Raw genomic sequence first — 14,229 nt, forward strand, 5'->3', positions numbered from 1 at the left:
TCCGCGCGCACGTAACCCGAAAGTAACGCACGGGGGTTGCGTTCCAGCCGGGGCGGCGCAAAGGTATGGCACCAATCCATTGGGCCCGACGCGGGAGCTGACGCTGCCATGACGCTCGAAGACACCACCGGGGACAAGCAGGCACCAGGCGGCGGGACGGCGCCGGACGACTACCTCGAACGCCGGGCCCTGCGCCGGGGCAGCGCCGGCTGGCTGCTGCTCACCGGTCTCGGCGTCGCCTATGTCGTCTCCGGCGACTTCTCCGGCTGGAACATCGGCCTCTCCAAGGGCGGCTTCGGTGGCCTCGCCATCGCGACCGTCCTGATGGGCGCGATGTACGCCTGTCTGGTCTTCGCGCTCGCCGAACTCTCCGCCATCCTGCCGACCGCGGGCGGCGGCTACGGCTTCGCGCGCCGCGCGCTCGGCACCTGGGGCGGCTTCCTCACCGGCACCGCGATCCTCATCGAGTACATCCTCGCGCCCGCCGCGATCTCCATCTTCATCGGCGACTACGTCGAGTCGCTCGGCCTCTTCGGCCTGGAGTCCGGCTGGCCCGTCCACCTCGCCTGCTTCGCCGTCTTCATCGGAATCCACCTCTGGGGCGTGGGCGAGGCTCTCCGCTTCAGCCTGATCGTGACGGCGATCGCGGTCGCCGCGCTGGTCATCTTCGCGCTCGGCGCGCTGAGCGACTTCCACGTCGACGGGCTGAACGACATCCCGGTCGACGGCGAGGCGCTGGGCGCCAACTCCTGGCTGCCGTTCGGCCTCCTCGGGATCTGGGCGGCATTCCCGTTCGGCATGTGGTTCTTCCTCGGCGTCGAGGGGGTGCCGCTCGCGGCGGAGGAGGCCAAGGACCCGGTCCGCTCGATGCCGAGGGCGCTCGCGCTGTCCATGGGCATCCTGGTGCTCCTTGCCGTGGTGACCTTCTTCGCGGCGACGGGGGCGCGTGGTTCGGCCGCGATCCAGGAGGCGGGCAACCCGCTGGTCGTGGCGCTCCAGGGCGACGGCGACCCGACGACGCTCAGCCGCTTCGTCAACTACGCGGGGCTCGCGGGGCTCGTGGCCTCGTTCTTCTCGCTGATCTACGCCGGTTCCCGCCAGCTCTTCGCCCTCTCGCGGGCCGGTTACCTCCCCCGGTTCCTCTCCCTCACGAGCCGCCGCAAGTCCCCGTACCTGGGGCTGCTGATCCCCGGCGGGATCGGTTTCGCGCTGGCGGCGGGGACCGGGGACGGGGCGCGAATGCTGAACATCGCGGTGTTCGGCGCGACCATCTCGTACGCCCTGATGGCGCTCTCGCACATCGTGCTGCGGCGCCGTGAGCCGGAGCTGCCGCGCCCGTACCGGACGCCGGGCGGTGTCGTGACCTCGTCGGTGGCGTTCGTCCTCGCCCTGTCGGCGCTGGTGGCGACGTTCCTGGTCGACAAGGACGCGGCGTTCATCGCGCTCGGGGTCTATGTGATCGCCCTCGCCTACTTCGCGTTCTACAGTCGGCACCGTCTGGTGGCCAAGGCGCCGGAGGAGGAGTTCGCGGCGCTGGCGGCGGCCGAGGCCGAACTCGAACGCGACTGACCACCCCCCTCTTGTGAAGGAGCATCCGTGTCCAAGCCGCTCATCGGCGTGACGACCTATCTGGACCAGGCCCGTTGGCGCGTGTGGGAGATGCCTGCGGCGCTGCTGCCCGCGCAGTACCCGCAGCAGGTGCAGGCCGGCGGCGGCCTCGCGGCGATGCTCCCGCCGGACGAGCCGTCCGCCGCCGCGTCGGTGGTCGCGCGCCTCGACGGCCTGGTGATCGCGGGCGGGGCGGATGTCGAGCCGGTACGGTACGGGGCCGAGCCCGACCCCCGTACCGGCCCGCCGGCCCGGGCCAGGGACACGTGGGAACTCGCCCTGATCAACGCGGCCCTGGCCTCCGGCACGCCAGTGCTCGGCATCTGCCGGGGTATGCAGCTGCTGAACGTGGCCCTCGGCGGCACGCTGGTCCAGCACCTGGACGGCCATGTCGAGTCGGTCGGTGTGATCGGCCACCACGCGGTCAAGCCGGTCCCGGGCACGCTGTACGCGTCCCTGGTCCCGGAACTGACCTCGGTGCCGACCTACCACCACCAGGCGGTGGACCGCCTCGGCAGGGACCTGTCCCCGTCGGCGTACGCGGAGGACGGCACGATCGAGGCGATCGAACTCCCGTCCTCCACCTGGGCCCTGGGCGTCCAATGGCACCCGGAAATGGACGAGGACCTCCGAGTGATGCGAGGCCTGATCACGGCGGCGATGAGCTGAGGGGTGGGCGCGCCCGCTCGGTGGGGGCCCTTCGGGCGTGGGCGTGCCCTGCGGGAGGCCCTTAGGGCGTGAGCGTGCTCTGCGGGAGGCCCTTAGGGCGTGAGCGTGCTCTGCGGGAGGCCCTTAGGGCGTGAGCGTGCTCTGCGGGAGGCCCTTGGGGGCGCGCGGGTGAGTGCGCGCTCTGCGGGAGGCCCTTAGGGGCGCGGGGAACTGCGCGACCAGCCACGACGCACCCGCAGCCTCCCTACGGCACCGGCCACGCCGGGCCTCAGGGGCGCGGGGAACTGCGCGATCAACCCCCACGCACCCGCAGGCGCCCCACCACGCCGGCCCCGCCCGCCCCGCCCCGCCGTCACCCCGTCGGCGCCGCCCTCGTCAGGGACAGCAGGTCCCGCGCCGGGCCGGTAGGGCGGTGGCCCGTGGGCCAGACGGCGCGGAGGTCGCGGCGCAGGAGGACGCCGTCCACCGGGACCTCGACCAGGCGGCGGGACGCCAGCTCCTCCGCGATCGCGAGCTCGCTCAGGACGGCAGGCCCCGCCCCGCTGACCGCCGCCGCCTTCACGGCCGTCGTGGAGGCGAGTTCCAGGAGCGGCTGCGCGAGCCCGCCGTGGGCGGAGAGCGCGGAGTCCAGGACCTGGCGCGTGCCCGAGCCGCGCTCGCGCAGGATCAGCGGGGTCGCGGCCAGCTCGCCGGGGTCCAGCGGCCTGCGCCGACGGGCCCACGGGTGCGACGGCGCGGCGACCACGACGAGCCGGTCGCGGGCGACGACCGCCCCGTCGAGGCCGTCCGGCACGGCGAGCCCCTCCACGAACCCCAGGTCCGCCTCGTCGCCGAGGAGCCGCTCCGCGACCGCGGCGGAGTTCCCCGCCATCAGCGACACCGCCGTGTCTGGGCGCTCCGCGCGCAGCGCGATCAGCCACCCCGGCAGCAGGTACTCGGCGATCGTCATCGACGCGGCCACCCGCAGCCGCGAGTCCCGCCGCCCCCGCAGCGCCTGCGCGCCCGCGTCGAAGGCCTCCGCCGCCTCGACGATCCGCCGCGCCCAGTCCGTCACCAGCGCGCCCGCGTCCGTGAGCCGCGAGCCGCGCGGCGAACGGTCCACCAGGGCCACCCCGAGCTGTCGCTCCATCGACCGGATCCGGCTGCTCGCCGCGGGCTGGGTGATGCCCACCTCGCGGGCGGCCCGCCCCAGGCTCCCGTGCCGGGCGACCGCAAGCAGCAGTTCGAGCGCGCCGAGGTCGGGGACCCGGTGGGACAGGGGCGAGGTCTCGGCAGGCTCGTTGCTCATAAAGTCAGCTTATGACGTCATAGCACCATGATCCCTGGTCGGGCCCGCGCGGCCGCGCGAGGGTGAGTCCCATGGCAACCCTCGCACCTTCCCGCCCGGCCCCCCTCGCCACCACCCCCGGCGAGCGGACGGCCGCGGTCCGTCACCTCGGCCCCAACTGGTACGCCACGGTGATGGGCACCGCCATCGTCGCCAACGCGGGAGCCACCCTCCCCGGCGCCGCCGGTGTCCCCGGTCTCCGCACCGCCTGCGCCGCCGTCTGGGCGCTCTCCCTCGCGCTGCTCCTCACCCTCCTCACGGCTCGCGCCCTGCACTGGATCCACCACCGCGACCGCGCCCGCGAGCACCTCCTCGACCCGGCCGTCGCCCCGTTCTACGGCTGTCTGTCGATGGCCCTGCTCGCCGTCGGCGCCGGCGCGCTCGTCGTCGGCCAGGACTGGATGGGCCCGGCCGCGGCCGTCGCCCTCGACACGGTCCTGTTCACGGCCGGTACGGTCATCGGCCTGGCCGCCGCCGTGACGATCCCGTACCTGATGGTGGTGCACCACAAGATCGAGGGCGCCTCGCCCGTCTGGCTGCTGCCCGTCGTCGCGCCGATGGTCTCCGCCGCCGTCGGCCCGCTGCTCCTGCCCCACCTGCCCGCCGGGCAGCCCCAGCAGACCCTGCTGATCGCCTGTTACGCCCTGTTCGGCATCAGCCTGCTCGCAACCCTCGTCATGCTGCCGCTGGTCTTCGGCCGGCTGGTCACCCACGGGCCGCTGCCGCTCGCGCTGACCCCGACGCTCTTCCTGGTCCTCGGGCCGCTCGGCCAGTCGACCACCGCCGCGAACAAGTTCGCCGACGCCGCCCCGGGCCTGCTGCCCGCCCCGTACGCGCACGGCTTCGCCGCCTTCGCCGTCCTCTACGGCGTCCCGGCCATGGGCTTCGCCCTGCTGTGGCTGGCGCTCGCCGGCGCACTCGTGCTGCGGGCCCGGCGCGCGGGGATGGGCTTCGCGATGACCTGGTGGGCCTTCACCTTCCCCGTCGGCACCTGTGTGACGGGCTCGGAGGGGCTCGCCCAGCACACCGGGCTCGCCGTCTTCCGCTGGCTCGCGATCGCGCTGTACGTGTTCCTCGTCGCGGCCTGGCTGGTGGCCGGATTCCACACCTTGCGCGGGCTGTTCAGTGGTGCGCTGCTCGCAGGGCCCGGGCGAGCACCCGGGGCGCCTCGGCCAGTGACGGTCCGTACCACGTGAGGTGACGTCCGCTGACGAGTGCGGCGGCGGTCCCGGGGAACGCCTCGGGGCCGTCGTCGCGCGTGAAGCGGTACGGCTCGTCGGGCAGCACCACCAGGTCGGCACCGGCCGCCCGCAGCTCGTCGAGCGGGACGCGCGGGTAGCGCTCGGGGTGGTCGGCGTAGAGCTGCCGGACGCCGAGGCGGGCCAGCAGGTCGCCCGCGAAGGTGTCGCGGCCCAGGACCATCCAGGGGCGGCGCCAGATCGGCACGAGGGCGGTCGGCGGCGGACCCGGCGGGGCGTCGACGGCCGCCCAGGCCTCCTCCGCCTCGTCCAGCCAGCGCGGCCGGTCCCGTACGCCACAGGCCCGCAGCACCCGGTCCAGTTCCTGGAACGCCTGGTCGAGCGTGCGCACCTCGGTGACCAGGACCTCGATCCCGGCGGCGCGCAGGGCGGCCAGGTCGGGGGCGCGGTTCTCCTCCTCGTTGGCGATCACGAGGTCGGGGCGCAGAGCGGTGATGGCGGGGACGTCGGGGTTCTTGGTGCCCCCGATGCGTACGACGTCGAGGTCGGCCGGTTGCTCGCACCAGTCGGTGGCGCCGACGAGCAGACCGGGCCCGCTGACGGCGACCGCCTCGGTGAGCGAGGGCACGAGGGAGACGACGCGGGCCACGGGCCCCTTGCCCACCGCCCTCACGTGTCGTCGGCCTCGATGTGCTCGGCGACGGCCACGACCAGGAGGCGGGTGCCCGGCTCGGTGGCGCGCCACCGGTGCCGTACTCCGCCGGAGAGGTAGAGCGTGTCGCCGCGCTCCAGGCGGTACGCCCGGCCCTCGGCCTCGACCTCGGCGGCGCCGTCGGCGACGAACAGCAACTCGTCGTTGCGGTGCTGGAATTCGCGGCCCGCGTCGCGCTCGCCGGTGAACTCCAGCGCGTGCAGCTGGTGCCGGCCGCGGACCAGGGACCGTACGCCCTCGGGCATCGCGTGCGGATGCTCCTCGGCCCGTACGACGTCGACGGTGCGGGCCGCCTCGGCGGCGGCGAGGAGTTCGCCGGCCGAGGTCTCCAGGGCGCCGGCGACGAGCTCCAGGGAGCGCTTGCTGGGGCGGGCGCGCTCGTTCTCGACCTGGCTGAGGAAGGGCACGGACAGGCCGCTGCGCGAGGCCACGACGGCCAGGGTGAGCTTGAGGGCCCTGCGGCGCTTCTTGACGGCCGCGCCCACGCGTAGGGATTCCTTGTCGTCCATGTCGGCTCCCTCCCTCGTCCCTCGATGCCTGCGTACTGGTCGGTTACCTGAACCTTACGCAGCTTTGGCGCGGGGTTTCGCGTCGTGGCGAAAAGGGGTGGCCGCCGAACACGCTCGGCGACCACCCCTTTTCGGACAGGAGTCGTGAGTGCCCCTTCGGAGCTACTGCGGGGCCAGCTTCTCCGCGAGGCCGGGGTTCTTCTCCAGCCAGCCGCGGACGGCCTCCTGCTCCTTGCCCTTGCCGGTCTCCTGGATGGCCGCTTCGAGATCGGTCAGCTGCTTCTCGGTGAGCTTGAAGTTCTTCAGCCAGGCACCGACCTCGGGGTTCTCGGCGGTGAAGCCCTTACGGGCGAGGGTGTGGACGCCGTCGCCGGCGCCCCAGGTGCCCTTGGGGTCCTTGAGCTTCTTCAGGTCGTACGTGGAGTAGGCCCAGTGCGGCGACCAGAGCGTGACGACGACCGGTTCCTTCTTGTCGTACGCGCGCTTCAGCTCGGCGAGCATGCCGGGCGTGGAGCCGTCCACGACCTTGTACTCGCCCTCCAGGCCGTACTCCTTCAGGACCTTGTCCTTGAGGATGCCCATCATTCCGGCGCTCGGCTCGATGCCGATGATCCGGCCCTTGAACTGGCCGCTCCTGCCCTTGAGGTCCTCGAGCGAGTCGATGCCCTTCATGTACGAGGGCACGGACAGCTCCAGGGAGGTGGGGCCGTACCAGGAGCCGAGGTCCTCCAGCTTGTTCTGGTACTTCTCCCAGTACTGGGCGTGCGTGACCGGGAGCCAGGAGTCGGTCTCGAAGTCGATCTGGCCGCCCGCCATACCGGTGTAGAGCGCGCCGGCCTCCAGCTGCTTGGCGTCGACCTCGTAGCCGCGCCGCTCCAGCAGTTCCTTCCAGAGGAAGGTGGAGGCGATGCCCTCGTCCCACGGGATGTAGCCCATGGTGATCTTCTTGCCGTGGCCGACGTCCTTGCCGCCGGCCGTGGTCGATGCCGTACCGCCACCGAGGAACCCCATGCCGCCCGCGACGAGCGCGAGGACGACCACGCCGACGAGGGCGGTGACGGGCTGCGGACGGTGGTTCCAGACCTTCGCCCCGGCGCGCGCGGCGCTCGCGGCTCGCGCCTTGGCGAGGGCGCGGCGGCCGAGCGGCGAGACCTGGCGGCCCAGCGCGCCGGTCATCCGGTCCAGGTACATGGCGAGGATGACGATGGAGATACCGGCCTCGAAGCCGAGGCCGATGTCGACGTTGCCGATGGCGCGGTAGACCGCGCCGCCGAGCCCGCCGCCGCCGACCATGCCGGCGATGACGACCATCGACAGGCCCAGCATGATGACCTGGTTGATACCGGCCATGATCGTCGGCAGGGCGAGCGGCAGCTGCACGCGCAGCAGCGTGTTGCGCGGGGTCGTGCCGAAGGCCTCGGCCGCCTCGACGAGCTCGCCGTCGACCTGGCGGATGCCGAGCTCGGTCATCCGGACGCCGGGCGGCAGGGCGAAGACGATGGTGGCGATGATGCCGGGGACCACGCCGACGCCGAAGAAGATGATGCCGGGGATCAGGTAGACCATGGCGGGCATGGTCTGCATGAAGTCCAGAACCGGCCGCAGCACGGCGCTGACGGTCTTCGAGCGCGCCGCCCAGATGCCGAGGGGGACCGCGATGACCAGGGTCACCAGGGTCGCGACGAGCACCAGCGAGAGGGTCGACATGGCGTCGTCCCACAGGTCGACGGAGTCGACGAGCGCGAAGCCCGCGAAGGCGAGCACACCGGCGGGCAGACCGCGCAGCCACCAGGCGACGACGGCGAGGATGCCGGCGAAGAGCAGGGGCTCCGGTGCGGACAGGACCGCGTCGATCCCGTCGTAGAGACCGGTGACGACGCTGGTGACGGCGTCGAAGAGCCACGAGAACTGGGCCTGGAGCCAGTCGACGGAGCTGTCGACCCACTGGCCGAGGGGGAGCCTAGGCATGGGCGGCCACCTCCTTCGTACCGGTGCTGCCGGATGTGCAGACGACGGGCGGGCGCTGCTCGTCGCCGATGAAGCCGATCAGCCGGGACTGCGGTACGACCCCGAGGACGGTGCCGTCGGCGTCCTTGACGGCCACCGCGTGCGGGACGCGGGCGCTGATCGCGCACAGGTCGGCGACGAGGGTGTCGGGGCCGACGGTCTCGCAGTCGCAGCCGTCGGGCCGCGGGTGTTCGGCCTCGGTCATCACGGCGGCGGCCGTGAGCACGCGGGAGCGGTCGACGTCCTGGATGAAGGAGGCGACGTAGTCGTTGGCGGGGCGGATCAGGATGTCCTCGGCGGTGCCGAGCTGGACGATCCGGCCGTCGCGCATGACCGCGATGCGGTCGCCGAGGCGCATGGCCTCGTTGAGGTCGTGGGTGATGAAGACGATGGTCTTCTTCAGCCGCTTCTGCAGTTCCAGGAGCTGGTCCTGCATGTCGCGGCGGATCAGCGGGTCGAGGGCGCTGAAGGACTCGTCCATGAGGAGCAGGTCGGCGTCGGTGGCGAGCGCGCGGGCCAGGCCCACGCGCTGCTGCATGCCGCCGGAGAGCTCGTCGGGCCAGGACTTCTCCCAGCCGGCGAGGCCGCACAGCTCCAGGGCCTCGGCGGCCCGGGTCTCGCGCTCGGCGCGCGGGACGCCCTGGACCTCCAGGCCGTAGGCGGCGTTCTCCAGGACGCTGCGGTGCGGGAAGAGCGCGAAGTGCTGGAAGACCATGCTGATCTTCGTGGACCGCACGGTGCGCAGATCGCGGGGGCTGAGCGCCGTGAGGTCGTCGCCGTCGAACAGCACGCGGCCCGCGGTGGGCTCCAGCAGACCGTTGAGCATGCGCAGGAGGGTGGACTTGCCCGATCCGGACAGACCCATCACGACGAAGATCTGGCCGGGCTCGACGGTGAAGGACGCGTCGATCACCGCCGCCGTCGTGCCGTCGGCGCGCAGTTCGTCGCGGTCCGCGCCGTCGGCGAGTTTCCTGACGGCTTCGTCGGGTCGTCTGCCGAACACCTTGTACAGGTGATCGGCCTGGAGCCTGGACACATATACCTCACGCGTTGAAACGAAAACGGCCGGCCGCCCCCGCGGCCGGGCCGTGGAGCGGGGCGGTTTCGGCCCGCGACTCCCGTGTCGTACGGCGATTCATGGCTGAATCGACAAACCGGGTCCGCTCCGGGCCCGCGCCTGCCCTGGGCCCTCCGGCACAAACCCAAAGGTGACGGGCGTCACTGAACCGCCCTCGGGCGGGAGGGGCGGGTGCCGGTGGGAGGGGCGTGGTCGCTCGGGGCGGGTGTCGGTGGGGGCGTGAGGACGGGTGCGGTGGGAGAGGCGTGGTCGCTCGGGGCGGGTGTCGGCGGGGGCGTGAGGGCGGGTGCGATGGGAGGGGCGTGGTCGCTCGGGGCGGGTGTCGGTGGGGTGCGGCATGATCGGGGTGTGACGCGACGCCTGATGCTCCTCGACACCGCCTCTCTCTACTTCCGCGCGTACTTCGGTGTGCCGGATTCGGTCCGGGCCCCGGACGGCACGCCTGTCAACGCCGTGCGCGGCCTGCTGGACTTCATCACCCGGCTCGTCCAGGACCACCACCCCGACGACCTGGTGGCCTGCATGGACGCCGACTGGCGCCCGCAGTGGCGGGTGGACCTGATCCCGTCGTACAAGGCGCACCGGGTCGCCGTGGAGACGGAGACCGGCCCGGACGTGGAGGAGATCCCCGACACCCTCTCCCCGCAGGTGCCGGTGATCGACGACGTCCTGGACGCGCTCGGCATCGCCCGCGTCGGGGTCGCGGGGTACGAGGCGGACGACGTGATCGGCACACTGGCCGGGCACGCGAAGGGCCCGGTGGACATCGTCACGGGCGACCGGGACCTCTTCCAACTGGTGGACGACGAGCGTGGGGTGCGCGTGCTGTATCCGCGCAAGGGCGTCGGCGACTGCGACCTGGTCGACGACGAGCTGATCCGTACGAAGTACGGGGTGCGGCCCGACCAGTACGCCGACTTCGCGGCGCTGCGCGGCGACACCAGCGACGGTCTGCCCGGGGTGAAGGGCATCGGCGAGAAGACGGCGGCGCAGCTGATCACGGAGTACGGCGATCTGGCGGGCGTGCGGACAGCGGCCCTGGACCGTACGTCGAAGCTGACCCCGGCCAAGCGGCGCGGGATCGTGGAGGCGGCGGCTTACCTGGACGTGGCGCCGACGGTCGTCCGGGTCGCCGGGGACGTCCCCCTGCCGGATGTCGACCCGGCGCTGCCGCGTGCGCCGAAGGACCCGGAGGCGCTGGCCGCCCTGGTCACGCGCTGGGGCCTCGGCGGGGCGGTCAGCCGCCTGCTGCCGGTCCTGGGGCGCTGAGGCGCCTTCGGCGGGCTGAGGCACTTCCTGCCGGCTGAGGCGGTTGGCTGGGCGCTCTGGGCCGCCGACCGCCCGGGATGCTAGCTTAGGTAAACCTAAGTTCGCAGAGTCAGGGAGACCGTCGTGGCAGAGCAGCCCGCGCGCAAGGCACCGCAGGCTTATGAAGCACGGGTGGTGCGCACGGAGCGGATCACCCCACACATGGTGCGGGTCGTGCTGGGCGGGGACGGCCTCGACGCGTTCTCGGTGGGCGAGTACACCGACCACTACGTGAAGCTGCTCTTCGCGCCGGAGGGCGTGAGCTACCCGGAGCCGTTCGACATGGAGCGGATCCGCGCGGAGTTCCCGCGCGAGCAGTGGCCGACCACGCGTACGTACACGGTACGGAGCTGGGACCCGGTCCACCGCGAGCTGACCGTCGACTTCGTGGTTCACGGCGACGAGGGCCTGGCCGGCCCGTGGGCGGCGCGGGCCCAGGCGGGCGATACGATGCGCTTCCTGGGGCCGGGCGGCGGCTACGCCCCGGACGCGGAGGCGGACTGGCACCTGCTGGTCGGCGACGAGAGCGCGCTGCCGGCGATCGCGGTGGCGCTGGAGCGGCTGCCCGGCGGCGCGACGGTGCACGCCTTCGTGGAGGTCGCGGACGCGGCCGAGGAGCAGAAGTTCGCCACGGCGGCGGGCATCGAGGTGACCTGGCTGCACCGGGGCGACCGCCCGACGGGCGCGGCCCTCCTCGACGCGGTCCGCACCCTGGACTTCCCGGCGGGCGACGTCCACGCCTTCGTCCACGGCGAGGCGGGCTTCGTGAAGGAACTCCGCCGCCACCTGCGCCTGGAGCGCGAGGTCCCGCGCGAGCGCCTGTCGATCTCGGGCTACTGGCGCCTGGGCAAGACGGACGAGGCCTGGCGCGCCATCAAGCGCGAATGGAACGACCAGGTGGAACGCGAACAGGAAAACTGACCCACCCCCCGCCGACCGAGGCGCCCACCCCGCCCGAGGCACCCCCCGCCGACCGAGGCGCCCACCCCGCCCAAGGCACCCACCCCGCCCGCGAACGCCCCACGCGCAGACGCCCGACCAACCCACGCCGACGCGGAACCGGGCCCCGACCGACGACCCGGAACCGGGCCCGGACCGACGCCTCACGCCCCCGGCAGTAGCCGGGTCTCGCCCGGTGGGAGTTTGGTCCACCAGTGGGCGTAGCGGCGGTAGACGTGGGGGTCGCGGTCGGCGAGGAAGGCCGTCAGGGCGCCGGCCTCCTCCGCGAGTCCCTCCCAGGTCTCCTCCGGCAGGTCGTGGAAGGCGGTCGCCTCGATGCCGCCCTCGGTCGGGCGCCACACCCCGGCGACGTAGCCGTCGACCAACAGGGTCGGCAGCACGTCTCCGTTCCTGCGGATGACTGCCGCGCGGTAGTCGGGCGGGATGACCCGAGCCCGGTCGGCGTAGGCCAGCAGGGTGCTGTCCCACATGGCCATGAGCCGGGGCGGGGCCGGGGTGGCCTCGTCCGGGCGGGGTGCGCCCGGTACGTCGAACAGGTCCTCGCCGTCCGGACCCTGACCCCGCTCCAGGTCGTCCGTCAGAGTCCCCAGGACCTTCCTCACCCTGGCCCGCTGGACCAGCGCGAACTGGGCCATGTCCCCCACCGTCGCGGGCCCGAAGCCCTCCAGGTAGCGGAGGACGAGCGTCCGCAGGGCCGCGTCGGAGGCCTCGGGCCCGGCCGGTGCAGGCGGGTCGGGAGGTGCGACGTACGAGGGGCGTTCCCCGAAGGACCACGGGGGCGTGGTCGGCGCGTGCACCAAGGGCGTGTAGTGCCGCAGCGCCCACCACGCGCCGGATTTCGGCGCGGCCCCCACCCGCTCCTGGATCCACGCCTCGTACTCCGCGCCCGTCCGGGGCCGGTCGGCAAAGGCCAGCAGCTCCGGAACGAGCACGTCCGCGTCCTCGGCGGTCAGCCCCGACGCCGCGAACCGGGGGTCGCCGATCCTGCCCGCTCTCAGCAGCGGATGCACCGCCTCCCGGAAGGTCCGGAAGTCGTCGGTGTGGACGGCATGCAGGGTGATCCGCATGAGCGTCGACTTGACGACCGTGCCGTCGGCGAAGGCTCTGTCGAGGTCGGCAGGGTCGAAGGCTACGGTCCGGTTCCACAGCGCGAGATACGGGGAGGCCGGCTGCTGGGCCTGCACCGCGACCACCTTCCGTACCGCCTCGGCCGCCCCGACCCGCTCCCGTCGGAGCAGCAACTGCCGGGCGAGCGTCGAACGGTTGAGGCCCCGCGCGCTGATCTTCATACCGGAATCCTCCCCCACCTCACGGGCGTGCGCGGACCGTGGCGAGGACTTCCCGGTCGGGCTGGAGGGTCAGGCTCGGCACGGGGCGTATCTCCCCGGCTCCGAGGTCCATGTCGAGCCGGAACCGGCGGGCCAGGACGGCGAGGATCAGGACGGCCTCGACCATCGCGAACCGGGTCCCCAGACAGGCCCGAGGTCCCCCGCCGAACGGGAACCACGCGTACTCGGGTATCTCCTCCGCGGGCTCGCCCTCCGCGGCGCCCCAGCGCTCCGGGCGGAACTCCTCCGGCTCGGCGAACCACCGCCCGTCCCGGTGCGTGGCCCACTGGCTGGACCACACGCGGGTCCCGGGCGGGATCGTCATCCCGCCGAGGGTCGCGCCCTCCCGGGCGATACCGGTGAGGAGCCAGATCGTCGGGTAGAGCCGGAGCGTCTCCTTCACCACCGCCTGGGTGTACGGCAGGCGGGCGTAGTCGTCGAAGCCCGGTTCCCGGTCGCCGAGGACCCGGTCGAGCTCCTCGGCCAGCGCGTCCCGCACGCGGGGGTTGTGGGAGAGCAGCTGCCAGGCCCAGACGAGGGTGGAGCTCGTGGTCTCGTGTCCGCCGATGTAGAGCGTGACGGTCTCGTCGCGGATCTCCTCGTCGGAGAGGTGCGCGCCGGTCTCGTCCTGGGCGGCCAGGAGCCGGCTGAGCAGGTCGGGCCGGTCGGTGTCCCCGTCACGGTGGCGGGCGACGACCCGGCCGACCTCGGCGTCGATGACGGCGGTCGCGCGCTTGATGCGGGCCCGTCCCGGTGTGGGCACCCAGTCGGGCAACAGGGCGCCGATCCCGCTGAATTCGGCGCCGATCTCCTTCTGCGCGACGTCCATGGCACGGCCGATGGCCTCGGCGTCGGCGGCGGTGTCGACACCGAAGATGGTGCGGACGGCGATCAGCTGCGTGAGCGCGGCCATCTCCTTCTTCACGTCGACGCGCTCTCCGTCTCCCCACCGGTTGGCCAGGGCGATGGCGCACTCGGCCATCGTGGCGGCGTAGGACCGCACCTGCTTGGGCCGGACGGAGGGCTGGACGAGGGAGCGTTTGCGGCGCCAGTCGGCACCCTTCGCGACGACCACGCCGTTCCCCAGCAACGTACGGAAGGCGATGCCCAGGTCGGGCTGGTCGAAGGTGCGCTCCACCTCGGTGAGGAGTTCCCCGATGGTCTCGGGGTGGGCGATGAAGAGCGCCGGGCCCGGCCCGAAGCGCCAGCTGACGAAGTCTCCGCGCTCGCGCAGCCGCTCGAAGAAGGCGAGCGGGTCCTTGCCGAACTCCGGCAGGTTTCCGAGCAGTGGCACGCCCCGTGGCCCCGGCACGATCTTCTGTCCGTCGGCCGTCTCCTCGACGGCGGCCGAACCGGCTTGCGTGGTCACGTGGGTCCCCTCCCAGCGGTCTTGCCCGGTGTGTACGTCCATGGAATCGGAGACGTCCGACACTCCGCCACCCCTGTGGACAACGCCCTGTGGACAACACCTCAGAACGTCGACAACACCCCGGGAAACGGGCCACACCCTCCGGCCGGGAGAGT

At 72.7% G+C, this 14,229-nt stretch carries 12 protein-coding genes; 5 read left to right on the forward strand and 7 right to left on the reverse strand.

Going from position 1 to position 14,229, the window contains the following annotated elements:
* Nucleotides 1–108 precede the first annotated feature (108 nt).
* Complete coding sequence (eat, locus tag ACWF79_RS20000) at nt 109–1,569, forward strand: ethanolamine permease (RefSeq protein ID WP_453729438.1); 1,461 nt, start codon at nt 109–111, stop codon at nt 1,567–1,569.
* Between the two features lie 27 nt (nt 1,570–1,596).
* Entirely contained in the window at nt 1,597–2,277 is a 681-nt protein-coding gene (locus tag ACWF79_RS20005; protein ID WP_453729439.1) for a gamma-glutamyl-gamma-aminobutyrate hydrolase family protein, read from the forward strand.
* Between the two features lie 352 nt (nt 2,278–2,629).
* Here ACWF79_RS20005 and ACWF79_RS20010 read toward each other — a convergent pair whose 3' ends face one another.
* Nucleotides 2,630–3,565 carry a LysR family transcriptional regulator gene (locus ACWF79_RS20010; RefSeq protein ID WP_453729440.1) on the reverse strand — a complete coding sequence of 312 codons (936 nt, stop codon included), beginning with the start codon at nt 3,563–3,565 and terminating at the stop codon, nt 2,630–2,632.
* Nucleotides 3,566–3,636: 71 nt separating this feature from the next.
* Between ACWF79_RS20010 and ACWF79_RS20015 the strand changes: the two genes are divergently transcribed.
* Nucleotides 3,637–4,800: a TDT family transporter gene (locus ACWF79_RS20015; RefSeq protein ID WP_453729441.1), complete on the forward strand. Its 1,164-nt coding sequence runs from the start codon at nt 3,637–3,639 to the stop codon at nt 4,798–4,800.
* On the opposite strand, the gene ACWF79_RS20020 is transcribed toward ACWF79_RS20015, so the two are convergent.
* The 4 genes from ACWF79_RS20020 to ACWF79_RS20035 all read right to left on the reverse strand — a co-directional run bounded on the left by ACWF79_RS20020 (nt 4,727) and on the right by ACWF79_RS20035 (nt 9,067).
* On the reverse strand, nt 4,727–5,452 hold the full coding sequence (locus tag ACWF79_RS20020) for a helical backbone metal receptor (RefSeq protein WP_453729442.1): 726 nt from the start codon (nt 5,450–5,452) through the stop codon (nt 4,727–4,729). The two genes, ACWF79_RS20015 and ACWF79_RS20020, sit on opposite strands and share 74 nt — an antisense overlap.
* A gap of 20 nt (nt 5,453–5,472) precedes the next feature.
* Nucleotides 5,473–6,024 carry a helix-turn-helix domain-containing protein gene (locus tag ACWF79_RS20025; protein ID WP_453729443.1) on the reverse strand — a complete coding sequence of 184 codons (552 nt, stop codon included), beginning with the start codon at nt 6,022–6,024 and terminating at the stop codon, nt 5,473–5,475.
* Nucleotides 6,025–6,186: 162 nt separating this feature from the next.
* Nucleotides 6,187–7,992, reverse strand: a complete 1,806-nt coding sequence (locus ACWF79_RS20030; protein WP_453729444.1) for an ABC transporter permease/substrate binding protein — start codon at nt 7,990–7,992, stop codon at nt 6,187–6,189.
* Entirely contained in the window at nt 7,985–9,067 is a 1,083-nt protein-coding gene (locus ACWF79_RS20035; protein ID WP_453729445.1) for a quaternary amine ABC transporter ATP-binding protein, read from the reverse strand. Before ACWF79_RS20035 ends, ACWF79_RS20030 begins: the two co-directional genes overlap by 8 nt.
* A 405-nt stretch (nt 9,068–9,472) precedes the next feature.
* Here ACWF79_RS20035 and ACWF79_RS20040 point away from each other — a divergent pair, with 405 nt between their 5' ends.
* Both ACWF79_RS20040 and ACWF79_RS20045 read left to right on the forward strand, forming a co-directional pair.
* Nucleotides 9,473–10,378: a 5'-3' exonuclease gene (locus ACWF79_RS20040; protein ID WP_453729489.1), complete on the forward strand. Its 906-nt coding sequence runs from the start codon at nt 9,473–9,475 to the stop codon at nt 10,376–10,378.
* A 123-nt stretch (nt 10,379–10,501) separates the two neighbouring features.
* Complete coding sequence (locus tag ACWF79_RS20045; RefSeq protein WP_453729446.1) at nt 10,502–11,338, forward strand: siderophore-interacting protein; 837 nt, start codon at nt 10,502–10,504, stop codon at nt 11,336–11,338.
* 182 nt (nt 11,339–11,520) lie between these two features.
* Here ACWF79_RS20045 and ACWF79_RS20050 read toward each other — a convergent pair whose 3' ends face one another.
* Complete coding sequence (locus ACWF79_RS20050) at nt 11,521–12,666, reverse strand: winged helix DNA-binding domain-containing protein (protein WP_453729447.1); 1,146 nt, start codon at nt 12,664–12,666, stop codon at nt 11,521–11,523.
* Nucleotides 12,667–12,685: 19 nt separating this feature from the next.
* Nucleotides 12,686–14,074: a cytochrome P450 gene (locus ACWF79_RS20055; RefSeq protein WP_453729448.1), complete on the reverse strand. Its 1,389-nt coding sequence runs from the start codon at nt 14,072–14,074 to the stop codon at nt 12,686–12,688.
* Nucleotides 14,075–14,229 lie beyond the last annotated feature (155 nt).

Source organism: Streptomyces sp. NPDC054975, from assembly GCF_053609105.1.